At 43.7% G+C, this 14,589-nt stretch carries 15 protein-coding genes; 10 read left to right on the top strand and 5 right to left on the bottom strand.

The annotated features are described in order from the left end of the window. The first annotated feature begins 65 nt into the window (after positions 1–65). The 8 genes from AC27IJ_RS13085 (at position 66) to AC27IJ_RS13050 (ending at position 9,426) form a co-directional block, all read left to right on the top strand. On the top strand, positions 66–2,024 hold the full coding sequence (locus AC27IJ_RS13085) for a pilus assembly protein PilM (protein WP_312504375.1): 1,959 nt from the start codon (positions 66–68) through the stop codon (positions 2,022–2,024). 22 nt (positions 2,025–2,046) lie between these two features. Continuing rightward, a complete protein-coding gene (locus AC27IJ_RS13080) occupies positions 2,047–4,119 on the top strand; it encodes a ribonucleoside triphosphate reductase (protein ID WP_487149247.1) in 2,073 nt (690 codons plus the stop codon). Between the two features lie 317 nt (positions 4,120–4,436). Then, entirely contained in the window at positions 4,437–5,240 is an 804-nt protein-coding gene (locus tag AC27IJ_RS13075; RefSeq protein ID WP_312448165.1) for a gluconate 5-dehydrogenase, read from the top strand. A gap of 142 nt (positions 5,241–5,382) precedes the next feature. After that, positions 5,383–6,084, top strand: a complete 702-nt coding sequence (locus AC27IJ_RS13070) for a GntR family transcriptional regulator (protein WP_312448166.1) — start codon at positions 5,383–5,385, stop codon at positions 6,082–6,084. A 2-nt stretch (positions 6,085–6,086) separates the two neighbouring features. Continuing rightward, positions 6,087–6,881, top strand: a complete 795-nt coding sequence (locus tag AC27IJ_RS13065) for a carbohydrate-binding protein (protein WP_313257239.1) — start codon at positions 6,087–6,089, stop codon at positions 6,879–6,881. A 206-nt stretch (positions 6,882–7,087) separates the two neighbouring features. Next, positions 7,088–8,020 carry a type I phosphomannose isomerase catalytic subunit gene (locus AC27IJ_RS13060; protein ID WP_487149244.1) on the top strand — a complete coding sequence of 311 codons (933 nt, stop codon included), beginning with the start codon at positions 7,088–7,090 and terminating at the stop codon, positions 8,018–8,020. A gap of 16 nt (positions 8,021–8,036) precedes the next feature. Further along, the gene (locus tag AC27IJ_RS13055) at positions 8,037–8,915 is read left to right on the top strand and encodes an ROK family protein (protein WP_312504368.1); all 879 of its coding nucleotides are present in this window, start codon (positions 8,037–8,039) and stop codon (positions 8,913–8,915) included. 106 nt (positions 8,916–9,021) lie between these two features. After that, on the top strand, positions 9,022–9,426 hold the full coding sequence (locus AC27IJ_RS13050; RefSeq protein WP_312504367.1) for a hypothetical protein: 405 nt from the start codon (positions 9,022–9,024) through the stop codon (positions 9,424–9,426). A gap of 128 nt (positions 9,427–9,554) precedes the next feature. On the opposite strand, the gene AC27IJ_RS13045 is transcribed toward AC27IJ_RS13050, so the two are convergent. Continuing rightward, a complete protein-coding gene (locus AC27IJ_RS13045; RefSeq protein WP_312448175.1) occupies positions 9,555–9,704 on the bottom strand; it encodes a hypothetical protein in 150 nt (49 codons plus the stop codon). Positions 9,705–9,815: 111 nt separating this feature from the next. On the opposite strand from AC27IJ_RS13045, the gene AC27IJ_RS13040 reads away from it, so the two are divergent. Continuing rightward, positions 9,816–9,968, top strand: a complete 153-nt coding sequence (locus tag AC27IJ_RS13040) for a hypothetical protein (RefSeq protein WP_312504366.1) — start codon at positions 9,816–9,818, stop codon at positions 9,966–9,968. Positions 9,969–10,719: 751 nt separating this feature from the next. On the opposite strand, the gene AC27IJ_RS13035 is transcribed toward AC27IJ_RS13040, so the two are convergent. The 3 genes from AC27IJ_RS13035 to ku form a co-directional block, all read right to left on the bottom strand. After that, positions 10,720–10,992, bottom strand: coding sequence for a GNAT family N-acetyltransferase (locus tag AC27IJ_RS13035; RefSeq protein WP_487149241.1), 273 nt, complete (start codon positions 10,990–10,992; stop codon positions 10,720–10,722). A 201-nt stretch (positions 10,993–11,193) separates the two neighbouring features. Then, entirely contained in the window at positions 11,194–12,117 is a 924-nt protein-coding gene (locus tag AC27IJ_RS13030) for an ATP-dependent DNA ligase (RefSeq protein ID WP_312448180.1), read from the bottom strand. Next, positions 12,117–12,893, bottom strand: a complete 777-nt coding sequence (gene ku, locus AC27IJ_RS13025; RefSeq protein WP_312504363.1) for a non-homologous end joining protein Ku — start codon at positions 12,891–12,893, stop codon at positions 12,117–12,119. Before ku ends, AC27IJ_RS13030 begins: the two co-directional genes overlap by 1 nt. 144 nt (positions 12,894–13,037) lie before the next feature. On the opposite strand from ku, the gene AC27IJ_RS13020 reads away from it, so the two are divergent. Next, positions 13,038–13,505, top strand: a complete 468-nt coding sequence (locus tag AC27IJ_RS13020; protein ID WP_312448185.1) for a cupin domain-containing protein — start codon at positions 13,038–13,040, stop codon at positions 13,503–13,505. Between the two features lie 154 nt (positions 13,506–13,659). Here AC27IJ_RS13020 and AC27IJ_RS13015 read toward each other — a convergent pair whose 3' ends face one another. Next, positions 13,660–14,493, bottom strand: coding sequence for an AraC family transcriptional regulator (locus tag AC27IJ_RS13015; protein WP_312448241.1), 834 nt, complete (start codon positions 14,491–14,493; stop codon positions 13,660–13,662). Positions 14,494–14,589: the final 96 nt, after the last annotated feature.

Below are 14,589 nucleotides of genomic sequence, written 5' to 3'. Positions count from 1 at the left end.
ATTGACGGAGGCTGTTTATACTAGTAGAATAATAGACAAATATACAAGAGAATGGGGCATTATTTATGGATAACAGACATAGTATTTTGACAGACACTCTTCCGGATCAGGCTGTTTTCGCTCTGGATATTGGAACCCGGAGCATCATCGGCATGGTGGGCATGCCTGATGGGGACAGAATTCATATCGTTGCCATAGAGAGAGCCGAGCACACAAAACGGGCGATGATTGACGGCCAGATCGAGGATATCGACCAGGTGGCAAAGATCGCTGGCCAGGTTAAGGACAGGCTGGAGAAAAAGCTGGGGTGCAGGCTTGATAAGGTCAGTGTAGCAGCTGCCGGAAGAGCGCTGCGGACCGAAAGCGTGACCTATGAGATGGAGCTTCCCAGGCCCCAGAAGATCGATGCGGAATCAATCAGCCGCCTGGAAGCAGGTGCAATCAGCGAAGCAGAAAAATTATTTATGAATAGAGAAGACAGGGAATCAGACCGGCAGTTTTATCTGGTCGGATATACGGTAAGCCGTTATTATCTGGACAACTACATGATATCCAATCTGATCGACCATCATGGAAGGGTTTTAAAAGCTGACATCATTGCAACCTTCCTTCCCACAGAGGTAGTGGAAAGCCTTTATGCGGCTATGCACAAGATCGGTCTGGAGGTGGCAAGCCTTACCCTGGAGCCGATTGCCGCCATCAATGCGGCCATTCCCCAGAATATCCGCCTGTTAAACTTAGCCATGGTGGATATAGGAGCAGGAACCTCCGACATTGCAGTCTGCAGGGATGGCTGCGTGACCGGCTATACCATGGCCATTCTTGCCGGAGATGAGATCACAGAGACCATTATGAAGGAGTATCTGGTCGATTTTGATACCGCAGAAAAAATCAAATCAGAGATTGATGAAGGGGCGGAGATTCATTTTACGGATATTCTTGGATTTGAACAGATCATAACAAGGGAATCCATCTTTGAGTGCATTAAGGAAGCGTCTTCCAGGCTTTGCGAGGAGATATCGGCAAAAATCCTGGAGGTAAACGGCGGGGTGCCGTCGGCAGTCTTTCTGGCAGGGGGAGGGAGCAGGCTCTCCGGCTTAAAGGAAGGGATCGTAGAGCATCTGAAAATTGACCCAAAACGTGTCGCTATTGCCGGCAACAATTTTAAGATCAACGCCTATTCCGATGAGTATGACCTTGAGAATCCGGAATTTGCCACTCCTCTTGGAATCGTCATATCCGCAGGCTTCAGCATTGTCAATGACAGCTTCCGTGTCATTTTAAATGACAGGCCGGCGAAGCTCTTCCGGAGCGGCAGCTTTACCATAATGGATGTGCTGATGATGAACGGCTACAATTACCAGGATATGATCGGACGTTCCGGCCAGAACCTGGTGGTGAGTGTTAACGGAAAGAGAACGGTTTTTTATGGAGAAAAAGCGGAGCCGTCTGTATTAAAACTCAATGGAGAAGAAACACAGCTTTCCGATCCGGTAAATACAGAGGACTGGATTGTATTCGTACCTGCCAGCCGTGGAAAAAACGCTTCCGCTATGCTCTCCGATGTGGCAGAGCTTGGAAAAGGAAACAAGGTGCTGGTAAATGATGAGGAGGTAAAGGAGGATGTACCTCTAAAATCCGGTGACAGCATTGAAATAGAAAGCGCAGCAGCCGGAACAAAGGAAGAGCCGGTACAGAATGCCGGAGTTGAAAGGACGGAAGAAGCCGGATCCGGCTCTCTTAATACGGCTTCAGCAGCCCCAGTTCCCCAGGCAGGGAATGGAGAAGGGGAAAAGAGCCGTGGGAGCAAGGGGAAAATCACGTTCTTTCTGAATAACAACCCTCTGACTCTTCCCTTAAAGCCGGATCACCACCCCTATTATCTGATGGACATGCTGGAATATTCCGGACTGGATTTTAAAAATGTAACCGGACAGGTAGTATTGGAAGTGAATGGGGAAAACGGATATTTCCAGCAGGAATTACATAGCAGGGACCGTATTATGATCTACCAGGTCAAATAGGATTTGAAGGAGAAGGATTAACATGTTGAAGGTAACGAAAAGGGATGGCGCAGAAGCGTACTTTGATTTGTCAAAGGTCAAAGAAGCCATGAAAAAGGCATTTACTGCAACCGAAAAGTATTATACGGATAGCATTGTGGAATTGCTTGCCTTACGGGTGGCTTCCGATTTTAAGGATAAGGTAAAGGAAGACTTAATCCCTGTGGAGGATATCCAGGACAGTGTGGAAAAGGTATTGGAGGAGACCGGATATACGGATGTGGCAAAGGCATATATTCTGTACCGGAAACAGAGAGAGAAAATCAGGAGCCTGGGAGCCACCACTCTTGACTATAAGGATGTGGTGGATAATTACGTTAAGGTAGAGGACTGGCATGTAAAGGAAAATTCCACGGTGACCTATTCTGTGGGCGGCCTGATCCTTAACAATTCCGGAGCGGTGACGGCAAATTACTGGCTTTCTGAAATTTATGACAAGGAGATTGCTGATGCCTATAACAGGGGCGATATTCATATCCATGACCTTTCTATGCTGACAGGATATAGCTGCGGCTGGTCTTTAAAAAAGCTTTTGCTGGACGGACTGGGAGGAATTACGGGAAAGATTACGGCCTCCCCTGCAAAGCATCTGGCTACCCTGTGCAACCAGCTGGTTAATTTTCTTGGAATCATGCAGAATGAATGGGCTGCGTCTCAGTCCTTCTCTTCCTTTGATACATACCTGGCGCCTTTTGTCAGGGCTGATGGCCTTGCCTATGACAAGGTTAAAAAATGCATGGAGGCTTTTGTGTTTGGAGTGAACACGCCAAGCCGCTGGGGAACCCAGGCGCCGTTTTCCCATATTTCCCTGGATTTAACGGTTCCTGAGGATATGAGAGAGGAAAAGGCCATTGTCGGAGGTAAGCGAATGGACTTTACCTATGGGGACTGCCAGACCGAGATGAATATGATAAACCGCGCGTTTTTAGAAACTATGCTGGCTGGAGATGCAGGCGGCATGGGATTTCAGTATCCGATTCCGGTTTACGGGCTGTCTGAGGATTTTGACTGGTCGGACACAGAGAATAACCGCCTTTTATTTTCCCTTGCTTCCCATTATGGAACGCCTTATTATTCCAACTATATCAGGGGCGGCCACGCTCCGGGGGATGTGAGGATCTCCTATCATGGCGTGGCACCGGATCTTACAAAACTGCGCAATAAAGCAGGAGGATTCTTCGGATATGGGGAGAATACCGGGTCCATTGGCGTGGTCACCATAAATCTTTCCCGGATCAGCTTTTTATCTTCCGATGAACCGGATTTTTACAAACGTCTGGACCAGGTGACGGATATTGCAGCCAGATCCTTGAAGATTAAACGGGATGTCATCGGCAGGCTTTTAAAGAATGGGCTCTATCCTTATACGGCCTGTTATCTGGAAAACCTGGAGAACCATTTTTCTTCCATAGGCGTTATTGGAATGAATGAGGCAGGGCTTAATGCTTCCTGGCTAAAATCTGGAATGGAATCCCAAAAGACAAGGGATTTTGCGGCAGATGTGCTGAAGCATTTAAAGAAGAAGCTGATTGGTTATCAGCAGGAGTACGGAAATTTGTACTGCCTGGAAGCGACCCCGGCGGAATCGGCGGCCTACCGCCTGGCAATGATCGACAGGCAGGAATTTCCGGAGATTAAGACAGGGGGAAAGGCGGGAGATACCCCTTATTATACCAACAGCACCAAGCTTCCCTCCGATTTTGAAGGAACCCTTAAGGAAACCCTTGAAAACCAGAATGCAGTCCAGCCTCTTTATACGGCTGGCACCGTATTTTCCATGTATATGGAAGAGGAGGCAAAGGACTGGAGAAGAATCCGGGATTCTTTAAGGAAGATGGCGGAAAATTATGATATTCCATACTTTACCTTTACACCGGTGTATTCCATCTGCCAGACCTGCGGGTATCTTTCCGGAAGAGAGGAAACCTGCCCCAAATGCGGAAAGCAGACAGACGTATACAGCAGGATCGCCGGTTATTACCGTCCCGTACATGACTGGAATGAAGGAAAAATCCAGGAATTTAAAAACCGGAAAATGATGATTTTGGAAGATTAAAATCAGAAGCCGGACATACATAGTGAGCAGGATTCCATGACAAAAATCCCGGTTTTCTTTAAGAAAGCCGGGATTTTTGGTTTGCGTGAGCAATGAGCCGGACGAATATTAGAACAGGAAGCGGTTCCCTGGAAAATTATAGATAAATAAAAATATTATTGTTTGTTAAAAATGTACATTGAAAAAAGAGATGGGATATGCTAGCATATATACAAGGTGTTAGATTTGTATACAAATTTTATAGTTTGGATACATTTCAAAACACGGAAAAGATGAGATAACTGACCCCCATATAATAAGCAAAGGAGAGATTAATCATGAATTTAGCAAACCAGTTTTCCCTTGACGGAAAAGTTGCATTAGTCACAGGCGCTTCCTACGGCATTGGATTTGCCATTGCAAAAGGTCTTGCAGAAGCAGGCGCAACCATTGTTTTTAATGATATTAAGCAGGAATTAGTTGATAAGGGAATTGCCGCATACAAGGAAGAGGGAATCAAAGCTCATGGTTACGTATGTGACGTTACCGATGAAAACGGCGTAAACGCTATGGTAGCCCAGATCGAGAAGGAGGTCGGCGTAATCGACATCCTGGTAAACAACGCAGGTATTATCAAGCGCATTCCCATGTGCGATATGACTGCTGAGCAGTTCAGACAGGTTATTGACGTTGATTTGAACGCTCCATTTATCGTTGCTAAGGCAGTTATTCCGTCCATGATCAAAAAAGGCCACGGAAAGATCATCAACATCTGCTCCATGATGTCCGAGCTTGGCCGTGAGACCGTTTCCGCATATGCGGCAGCAAAGGGCGGCCTTAAGATGCTGACCAAGAACATTGCATCTGAGTACGGTGAATTCAACATTCAGTGTAACGGTATTGGACCTGGCTACATCGCTACCCCACAGACAGCACCGCTGCGTGAGACTCAGGCAGATGGTTCCAGACATCCATTTGACCAGTTTATTATTGCTAAGACTCCGGCAGGACGCTGGGGAGAAGCAGAGGATCTCTCAGGTCCGGCTGTATTCCTTTCTTCTGACGCTTCCAACTTTGTCAACGGGCATATTCTGTACGTGGACGGCGGTATCTTAGCTTACATTGGCAAACAGCCGCAGTAACAGTTAGATTTCAAGATTCAGGTCCGGCTCTTTTTCATGAGCCGGCCCTGGTGTTAAAAAATATGACCATGATGTCTGCTTTCAGGGCGGAGGTCATGGCATATTTTTTAACAGGTCTAATATAGAGGACGGAGAGGGTTCAATGGAAGGAAAGACCAAAACCTATAAAAACCGCGGCGAATTGGTGTTTGAAACGTTAAAGCAGGAGATTCTGGACCTGGAATTAAAGCCCGGACAGATCATCAGCGAGAATGAAATCTGTGAACGGTTTGGCGTATCCCGGACGCCTGTCAGGGAAGCGGTGAGAAGGCTTCAGGAACAGGGCTTTGTCAATTCGGTGCCATATTCCGGCACACAGGTAACGCTTTTGAATTTAGATACCATTAAACAGATGATATACATGCGTGTTGCGGTGGAAACCATGGTCATGCGGGATTTTATGAATATGGCAACGCCTCTCTGGATGGAGGAAGTCCGGTATTTGATCCGCAAGCAGCAGGCTCTGATTCAGGAAAAAGGATTTGAACCGGAGCAGTTTTACCGTATGGACGCGCAGATGCATGCCATTTGGTATCAGGCTACCGGCAAACAGAAGCTTTGGGATATGATACAGGCCCAGCAGTTACATTATACAAGGTTCCGTATGCTTGACTTTGTAACTGAAACAGATTTTACCAGAATCATCAGGGAGCACACTGAAGTTTTTGAACTGCTGGAGAAAAAAGACATCGAAGGCCTGGAGCGGTCCCTCAGAGAACATCTGTGTTACAGCATGCAGAGAATGAAGTATCAGATAGAAGTAGAATATAAAGACTATTTTGAGCAGGAAGAGCAGGAGGACTGATCATGGCGAATGTATCAATAGCTGTAAGAAACCAGAATGGCGGTGTAAAGGCATCCGTATTGGGAGAGGATCAGGCAATCCTCGTATTTGAAGGGGAATACGAAGAAGGAGATGCTATTGTATTTTCAACAGACAAACCAGGCGCTCATTATGTAGTACGCATTGATGACTGCATGGATGAATCCTTTGTCTATCTTACAAAGGAGGAAGTGGTTTATACCATACCCTTTGAAGAGAAAAAGATTTCCTATAACCCGAAAGCCTTTACAGGTGAGCGTCATTATCTGACCATTCGGGAAGCTTTTGACCATGAAGCAGGCATTTACAGGAACTTAGCAAAGAATGTCATGGACCAGCACGGAGATACGGGCTGTTTCCCTCATGCCTTTGCCAATGTGGAAACCAGAGGAGAAGCGGTGTTTGCGGCGCGCAATGCCATTGACGGCGTTCTCGCCAACGAATCCCACGGTGCATGGCCTTATGAATCCTGGGGAATCAACCGACAGGATGATGCGGAAATGACCCTGGACTTTGGCCGCCCTGTCGATTTTGATAAGATTGCTTTGTATACACGTGCGGATTTCCCGCATGATAACTGGTGGGTAAAGGCCAAGCTTACGTTTTCCGACGGAACTGAAGAGGTAGTGGAAATGGAAAAGAGCATGAAGCCTCACCTGTTTTCTTTGGAAAGAAAGAATATCACATGGGTGAAATTGAGCGATCTGATAAAAGCAGATGATCCTTCCCCATTTCCGGCCCTTACCCAGATTGAGGTATACGGAAAAGATTCTCAGTAAGAATAGAAAGAAAAGTGTCAGAATGATCCTGGATGACGGACATTCCGGCACTTTTTTATTTATGATCTTCCTGATTCTTTATTTATGATTCTTTATTTCTGATTCTGGCATTTTTGAGAAAAATTAGAAATTCCTCTTTTCCTTTTTCGTTTATTCAGGTAAAATATAGGGAGTGGTCATAAATCACTACATAAGGAGGAAAACAGATGGAACTTTTGTTTCTGGAGCCTGTGTTTATGGAAGCCATCTGGGGAGGCACCAGACTTCGGGACGTATTTGGTTATGAGATACCAAGCGATACCACCGGAGAATGCTGGGCTATCAGCGCCCATGAGAACGGGGAATGTAAAGTTGCGGGAGGAATATATGACGGCAGGCGGCTTGGCAGCCTGTGGAAAGAGGAGCCGGATTTGTTCGGGAATTATCCCGGGGACAAGTTCCCGCTTTTGGTCAAGATCATTGATGCAAAAAAAGATTTAAGCATTCAGGTTCATCCCGACGACAGCTATGCGAAAATTCACGAAAACGGTTCCCTTGGAAAAACAGAGTGCTGGTATATACTGGACTGTGAACCAGGAACTGAAATTGCAATCGGCCATCATGCCAAGGACCGGGAAGAAATGGAAGCCATGATACGGGATCACCGGTGGAAAGAATTTATCCGGACCGTTCCAATTAAAAAAGGAGACTTTTTCCAGATTGATCCTGGCTGCGTTCATGCCATCAAGGGAGGAACTCTGGTATTGGAGACTCAGCAAAGCAGCGATATCACGTACCGCATATATGACTATGACCGTTTGTCCAATGGAGAACCAAGGCAGCTTCATGTAGAGCAGAGCGTTGCTAATATAAGGGCGCCTTTTATGGAAGAACAGGCGAATCCCGAAACAGAGAAAGTACCAGGCGCAGTGCACACCCATTTAGTGACCTGCCAGTTTTACTCAGTAGATAAATATGATATTGACGGCGTCTTTACAAAGGAGCTTGGAAAATATTTTACCAATGTAAGCGTTATAAGCGGAAAAGGCTCGGTGAACGGAATTCCTCTGGAAGCAGGGCAGCATTTCATCGTACCGGCAAAAAGCGGAGAGTGCAGATTTGAAGGAAAGATGTCTATCATCTGTTCCAACCCAGTGTAAAAGGAGGCAAATGAATATGAGACTTGGAGCGTTAGAGGCAGGCGGAACAAAGATGGTTTGTGCTATAGGCAATGAAAACGGTGAGATTTTTGAACGTGTTTCCATACCTACAGAGACACCGGAAATCACCATGCCGAAGCTGATCGAGTATTTTAAGGATAAGGAAATAGAAGCCCTGGGAATCGGCTGCTTCGGCCCTATTGACTTAAACAGGAGCTCGGAGACCTATGGTTATATCACCACCACGCCAAAGCTTGCCTGGGCCAACTATAACATTGTGGGAGTCTTAAAAGATGCCCTTAAGGTTCCGGTTGGATTTGACACAGATGTGAATGGGTCTGCTCTGGGAGAAGCCACCTGGGGGATTACAAAGGGCCTTGAAAACAGCATGTATATTACCATCGGTACCGGCGTTGGAGCCGGGATCATTACCAATGGAACGCTTCTTCACGGCATGCTCCACCCGGAAGGAGGGCACTTGCTGCTTTCCAAACATCCGGACGACGGCTATGAAGGAAAATGCCCTTATCACAAGACATGCCTGGAAGGCCTTGCCTCAGGACCTGCCATAGAAGCCCGGTGGGGGAAGAAAGGCGCAGAGCTGGAGGACCAAAAGGAAGTGTGGGAATTAGAGGCATATTACATCGCTCAGGCCCTTGTAGATTATATTATGGTTCTTTCTCCCCAGCGTATTATTCTGGGAGGAGGAGTTATGCATCAGGAACATATGATGCCTTTGGTAAGAGAAGAAGTGAAGCGCCAGCTGGCCGGATATATCAAGACAAAAGAGCTTGAAGACATAGAGAATTATATCGTTCTTCCCAGCCTAAATGATAATCAGGGCATCATGGGAGCCTTAAAATTAGCTGTTAATGAATATCAGCTGGAAAAATAGAGTATAATTGCCATCTTTCTCCTAGTGAAATTCCATTTCCTGTATGTTATGATACATTTTGTAACAGAAATGTAATAATTATGTAACAAATAAGGAGGATATTACCATGAGAAAATTACCAGTATTCGTTTTAGCAGCAGCAACCGTACTTACTGTAGCAGGTGTTCCTATGACTGCTCAGGCAGCAACCTGCCCGGTGTCATCAAGCAATTGCTATACCATTTCAAATTGCTTTGGACAGTCTGGGGATATCAACAGCATTTTAAGTAAGCTTGGCTGCAACAGCGGCAACGGTAATAGCTGCAGCAACGGTACGACCTGTACCAATGGTTCCAACTGCACCGACGGATCAACCTGCACAAAGGGTGCTACCTGTTCCGGCAGTGACTGCTCCAACAGCAAGAACAGCACCTGTTCCAGCGGTAAGAACAATAGCTCCTGCTCCAAAACCAAGGGCGCAACCACTAACAACGGACGTCAGTGCAAGTCCTCTTACGGATCTTGGAGATAATTATTTTTTACGTTTTTTATAGGTCGGACCGTTTGTGTCCGGCCTCTTTTCTATTGAAAGATCTTTGGATTCCGCATTAAAAAAACAGCCATAAGGCCAATCCTGGCTTGTGACTGTTTTTAGGAAAATCATTTGTTTCCTTCGTTCACAATTTCCTCCAAAACACTGATTAAATCGTAAATGGTGTTAATTTGTACGTTTCGCTCCAGGATTTCATTTTTTAAATCGATGGAAAGAGTCTCGAATTTGGCCTGGACTGCGGGAGCTATATATGACATGTTCATCACCTCATTTTTATAATGCGCAGCCATGGAATGTATTATGCGTGTAAACGCTGTTTTTACATAAATCTTATGTAGCCGGACCATACTATTGTTGAGGTGATGGAAATGGAGAAGAATAGCCAGGAAAAGCTTTCCCAGAAAAATAAAAATGATATGAATCACGGCATGTCAGAAAAAGGCAAGCCTGAGAACCAGAATCAGACTCATAATTCCCGCCGGGAAGGCATGGGGCCCAATACAAAAAGAAAGTCGGATTAATTCTTTAAAGGGATGGAAACCAGATGCCTTGGTTTCCACCCCCTTGAGGTTTCATATTTATGATCGGGCAGTTTTACAGTACTACTTATCTGAAGCAGAAGAAAAGAAGTCAAAACCAAAATGAGTTATCTGTCTTTGGTATGGCGGCGGCTGAGTGTTGTTATTGCTTCTTTCTGCCGCTGCTTCGATAAGCCGTTCTGTAATAATAATATATGTATTAATACAAATTTTGTGAACAAGCTGAAAGAACGCGTATTAAGGGAAGGGCGGAAGCAGAGCAAAGGAGAACTTCCGCCCGTATGATGTTACATATATAATAACGGGAATAAATCCGTTTTGTGACGCGGATTAAAGAATTTTTTAAATCTTATTTGAAATTATGCTTATTTACACTTTATTTGTATTGGATTTTCAGGGTGTCCTATATGTATTTAATGGCTCTGAAAGTAACCTTTGCTAAACAAAAAGCTTAAAGACATCCCCATTATTAATCCCATTCCCAAATTGTTTATTACAGCCCCGAATATTAGGCCCAGACTAAGTCCCAGAGCCAGACAGTCCTGGTATGTACTGTTCTTGTTATTTGAATTCAGCATCATATGTACCTCTTTTGCATTTTTAAATATCTTACCTCAGTTATTGGGTCAAGTACACTGGTATTTTTTGAGAATGAAAGGATAGAACACCTGGAGAAGGACAGTGAGAGAGTATGAAAGTAAGGATTTGGAGAGGTGAAATAGCCGCAGGAGCGCTATTTCACCAAATCATTATATTCAGGATGTTTTTCGAACCATTTGACAGCATAGGAACATGTCAGGATAGCTTTTTTATTTTCAGAACGTAATTGTTTTGCTACAGCTTCCATAAGTTGTCCTGCCACACCCTGACCTCTAAGAGAATCATCTACATAGGTGTGATTGATATTTACGGTATACTGGTCAACTGCTGGAAAAGTAACCTCGGCGAGTAAGTTATTATCGGAATGATAGAGAGCGATTTTGTTTGAATCATATGTGAAGTCCATTCGTGTTACCTCCTCTTTTCTTATAAAGTCATTATATCACTTACAAATGTGAAATCAAGGATATTTAAATATCACTTAATCGAAGAACGGGGAACTGAAGAACGCGGCAGAAATGAAGCTTAAAGGGAGCACTGCTGCCAGTGCGCTGATAGGGCAGAGTAAAATATATAGGTGGGCGTCCGGAGTTCCGGGGCCCACCTTTTATACCTTACATTCTACGGCTAATTTATCATCTCGTATACCTTTAAATACAGGCTGCCTAAAGCTTTCTTTTTCAGTAGGCATTGATTCCACTATACAAACGAGTTCCGGAGCCAGCCAAACACAATCCTCGTTTCCAGGCGGCACATATCCGAAAGGGGAGTAATCAATTACTTTATATTTATACTCGTTTAATACCCTTAAGCTTACGCCGAGTGTGACATGACCCTTATATACAAGCACTTCATTATCGTATTGGCCAAGAACTAAACTGGTAAAATTATTTTCTTTTAAAATATATCCACATATCACACAATCGTCTGTAGACATTATCTTACATTTTACCCAGTCTTTGGTACGTTTTCCTTGCCAATATAGACTATCTTTTCTTTTTGCAACGGTACCTTCGAGACCTTTTTCTTTAACAAGCTCAAATAATTTTATTCCGTCATTTTCTATAAACCTTGAAACAGAAATTAAATTATTCTCAATTACAACATCAGTAAGATATTTTTTTCTCTCCATTAAGGGAAGCATAGTAATATCCTTATCTTTATAGTATAAGATGTCATAAGCTATGACACTGGCTGGATATTTATCAGCGGCTAACTTTATTTTAAATGAATTACTCATCAACGCCCGTTTTTGCACCTCATAGAAATCAGGTATACCATTTTTGAGTACAAGCAATTCGTGGTCAATAATACATTTCGTTTTAACCTGTTTATATAAACTTTCCAGCTCTGGGAATATGGGAACCATGAGTTTATTTCTTTTGTTTCTCATATCTGTTTTCGTGTCCAAAAAAGACAAAGTCCTGATACCGTCCCATTTTATCTCGTAGATAAAATTTGGAGAATCAAAAGGATCAACCATTTCCGAAATCAGCATCGGGCTTATATTCTTGCTTTCAAAAATATCCATTATGCTAACCCTTTGTTACCCTTTGTCATTTCAACTGTTTTCTTCATTGCTTCCATTAGATCGATGATGTTGTTTGGACTCTCTTTGTCAACATTTACGATCTCTTTTCCGGCAATTTTAGATTCAATTGCCTGTCGAAGTTTTTCCTGATATTCATCATGATATAAACCAGGGTCAAAAGTAGACGTCATAGAGTCAATCATTGTCTTTGCCATATCTATTTCTGCGTTGCTGACCTCTGCTTTTGCAGATGCCACGGGCACCGCTTGTATTTCTGCCTGATAATAAAGAGTCTTTGCAATAATTCCTTCTTTCGTTGGATATAGTACGATAAGATTTTCTGTTGTGCCCAGGACAGTTTTTGCAATTCCTACTTTTTCCTGGGCCAGCATTGCCTCTCTTAATAGCTCGAATGCCTTTTCTGCTCCTGGTTCCGGGACAACATAATAATTCTTTTCATAATATATTTGATCTACATCAGACAACATTGCAAAATGTTCTATGTGCATTGTCTTATCTTTCTTGGTTTTTATTTTTTCAAGTTCATCTTCCGTGAAAGTCACATACTTACCCTTTTCATATTCATACCCTTTTATAATTTCATCACTGGTTACTTCTTTATTGCATGAAGGACATATTTTCTTTTGTCTTACACGTTCGTGGGTATCCTTACAGAGCTGATTGAAACTTACTGATATATCTTTTGTTGTCTTATATAATCCCACCGGTATATGAAGTAAACCTACGCTTATTGCACTTTTATGTGCTATGGCCATGATATCGCCTCCTTTGTGCTATTGTTTGAAAAAACGGGGATATTATGCAATGGTAATTTAAAATTAACCATAGTACTATTGATCGTTGGTAAAATATATAGTATTCTGATCACATATGATTATAGGTGTGAGAGGAGAGATTATATGGATATCAACAATACAGGTAATTTACCTGAACAATTTCTTTGGCGTGATGATGTTGGTTTGACTACAAAGTCATTGGGAGAAGCCGCGGGAAGTCAAAAAATTTATGTTAATATTGATTATGTACCGCCAAAAGCTTACAGCACAAAATATCACAGTCATTCACAGCAGGAAGAATTTTTTATGATCCTTTCCGGAACCGGAACATTACGCATAAATGACGAGGAGAAAGTCGTTAGTCAGGGGGACTTCATAGCAAAGCCGGCAGGGAAGAATATCGCTCACACATTTTATAATTCCGGTGACGAGATTCTGGCAATTTTAGACGTTGGAACTAATGAAAGTGAAGATACCTGCTATTATCCAGATGAAGATATGTACATGCAGAAATCTAATGGAATAAGAAGAATTTTTAAAGGAACTGATTTATCTGCTTCATGGATGCCTGAGCCGAATCCTAAAGAATAAGGTTGGAGACTGTAAAAAAAATTGTGTGAACTGAAAGAAATCCTCTTGGATAAATGTTAAAATATATATTAATCCAGGAGGATATTTTTATGGCAAGACAAAGGAAACTTTCATCGGAATGAAAACCGGTTTAAAAATCCCCAGGATATCCGGATTAAATCGCTTCCGGCGTCTTCCGGTACTGACTGGGGCTGACCCCCTTGACCTTTTTAAAAACCTCGCAAAAGTAATTGCTGTCATTGAAGCCGCACTTATTTGCAATCTTCATCACCGGGGTATCCGTTTCCAGAAGCAGGACCGTGGCTTCACGGACACGGATCTGGATTAAATACTCCTTAAAACCGAAGCTGGTTACTTTTTTAAACTGCCGGGAAAAATAGGTGGGCGCCATATTGATGCTGGACGCCACCTCCTCAAGAGTTACATCCTGTGCATAGTGGTCACAGATATACTTGGCGGCCTCGTAAAAACGCTCTTCCTTACAGTCCAGCTCATCAACGCTCTTCTTCTGTCCGGACTGGCTGTGATACATGAACAGCAGAATCTCATAAAGGTGGTTTTTTTTAAGAAGCTGATGGAAGCTGTCCTTGATCTTATCCTCATAGGCCAGCAGATTCAGCAGATTCCCGATGTACTGCCGCTTGGCCGGGGGAACGCGGATATGGGAGACGGAGACGATCTGGTCCACCGCTTCGTTCCCTAATTCTGATTCCATCAAGTTTAAAAAATACGGAGTAAAATTCATAACGATCCGCTCGTTAAACCGGCTGGAATAGTCCAGCGTCCGGTGGATATCCATGTTCTTAATCAGGATTAAATCCCCCGCCTTAACATGATAAAGGGTATGACCGATAAAGGTGCTGCAGCTTCCCGCATAGAGGTAATACAGCTCGTAATAGGGATGAAAATGTGCCTCCTTCATCCGGTAATTCGCCGTAATTTTTTTCCTCTCGATCCGGAAATCCTGCGTATCCTCCATCGCACGCATCTCAAACACAGAATCCCCCCTTTCCTATCTATTCTGCCCGTTCAGACCCCTGCAGCCGCATTGTTAAAAATTTCATAAGCGCAGCCGCTTTATTTA

The sequence above is a fragment of the Lacrimispora sp. YZC11 genome, assembly GCF_057543815.1.
Note: the sequence above shows the minus strand (reverse complement) of the source record. Positions and strands in the feature narration are given on the sequence as shown.

Bases quoted from the DNA above. Each gene is read 5' to 3' on its own strand.
- AC27IJ_RS13045 (WP_312448175.1), bottom strand. From the start codon at position 9,704: ATGTCATATATAGCTCCCGCAGTCCAGGCCAAATTCGAGACTCTTTCC.
- AC27IJ_RS13035 (WP_487149241.1), bottom strand. From the start codon at position 10,992: ATGGACTTCACATATGATTCAAACAAAATCGCTCTCTATCATTCCGAT.
- AC27IJ_RS13080 (WP_487149247.1), top strand. From the start codon at position 2,047: ATGTTGAAGGTAACGAAAAGGGATGGCGCAGAAGCGTACTTTGATTTG.
- AC27IJ_RS13020 (WP_312448185.1), top strand. From the start codon at position 13,038: ATGGATATCAACAATACAGGTAATTTACCTGAACAATTTCTTTGGCGT.
- AC27IJ_RS13050 (WP_312504367.1), top strand. From the start codon at position 9,022: ATGAGAAAATTACCAGTATTCGTTTTAGCAGCAGCAACCGTACTTACT.
- AC27IJ_RS13015 (WP_312448241.1), bottom strand. From the start codon at position 14,493: ATGCGTGCGATGGAGGATACGCAGGATTTCCGGATCGAGAGGAAAAAA.
- AC27IJ_RS13075 (WP_312448165.1), top strand. From the start codon at position 4,437: ATGAATTTAGCAAACCAGTTTTCCCTTGACGGAAAAGTTGCATTAGTC.
- AC27IJ_RS13060 (WP_487149244.1), top strand. From the start codon at position 7,088: ATGGAACTTTTGTTTCTGGAGCCTGTGTTTATGGAAGCCATCTGGGGA.
- AC27IJ_RS13030 (WP_312448180.1), bottom strand. From the start codon at position 12,117: ATGGATATTTTTGAAAGCAAGAATATAAGCCCGATGCTGATTTCGGAA.
- AC27IJ_RS13040 (WP_312504366.1), top strand. From the start codon at position 9,816: ATGGAGAAGAATAGCCAGGAAAAGCTTTCCCAGAAAAATAAAAATGAT.
- AC27IJ_RS13055 (WP_312504368.1), top strand. From the start codon at position 8,037: ATGAGACTTGGAGCGTTAGAGGCAGGCGGAACAAAGATGGTTTGTGCT.
- AC27IJ_RS13065 (WP_313257239.1), top strand. From the start codon at position 6,087: ATGGCGAATGTATCAATAGCTGTAAGAAACCAGAATGGCGGTGTAAAG.
- AC27IJ_RS13085 (WP_312504375.1), top strand. From the start codon at position 66: ATGGATAACAGACATAGTATTTTGACAGACACTCTTCCGGATCAGGCT.
- ku (WP_312504363.1), bottom strand. From the start codon at position 12,893: ATGGCCATAGCACATAAAAGTGCAATAAGCGTAGGTTTACTTCATATA.
- AC27IJ_RS13070 (WP_312448166.1), top strand. From the start codon at position 5,383: ATGGAAGGAAAGACCAAAACCTATAAAAACCGCGGCGAATTGGTGTTT.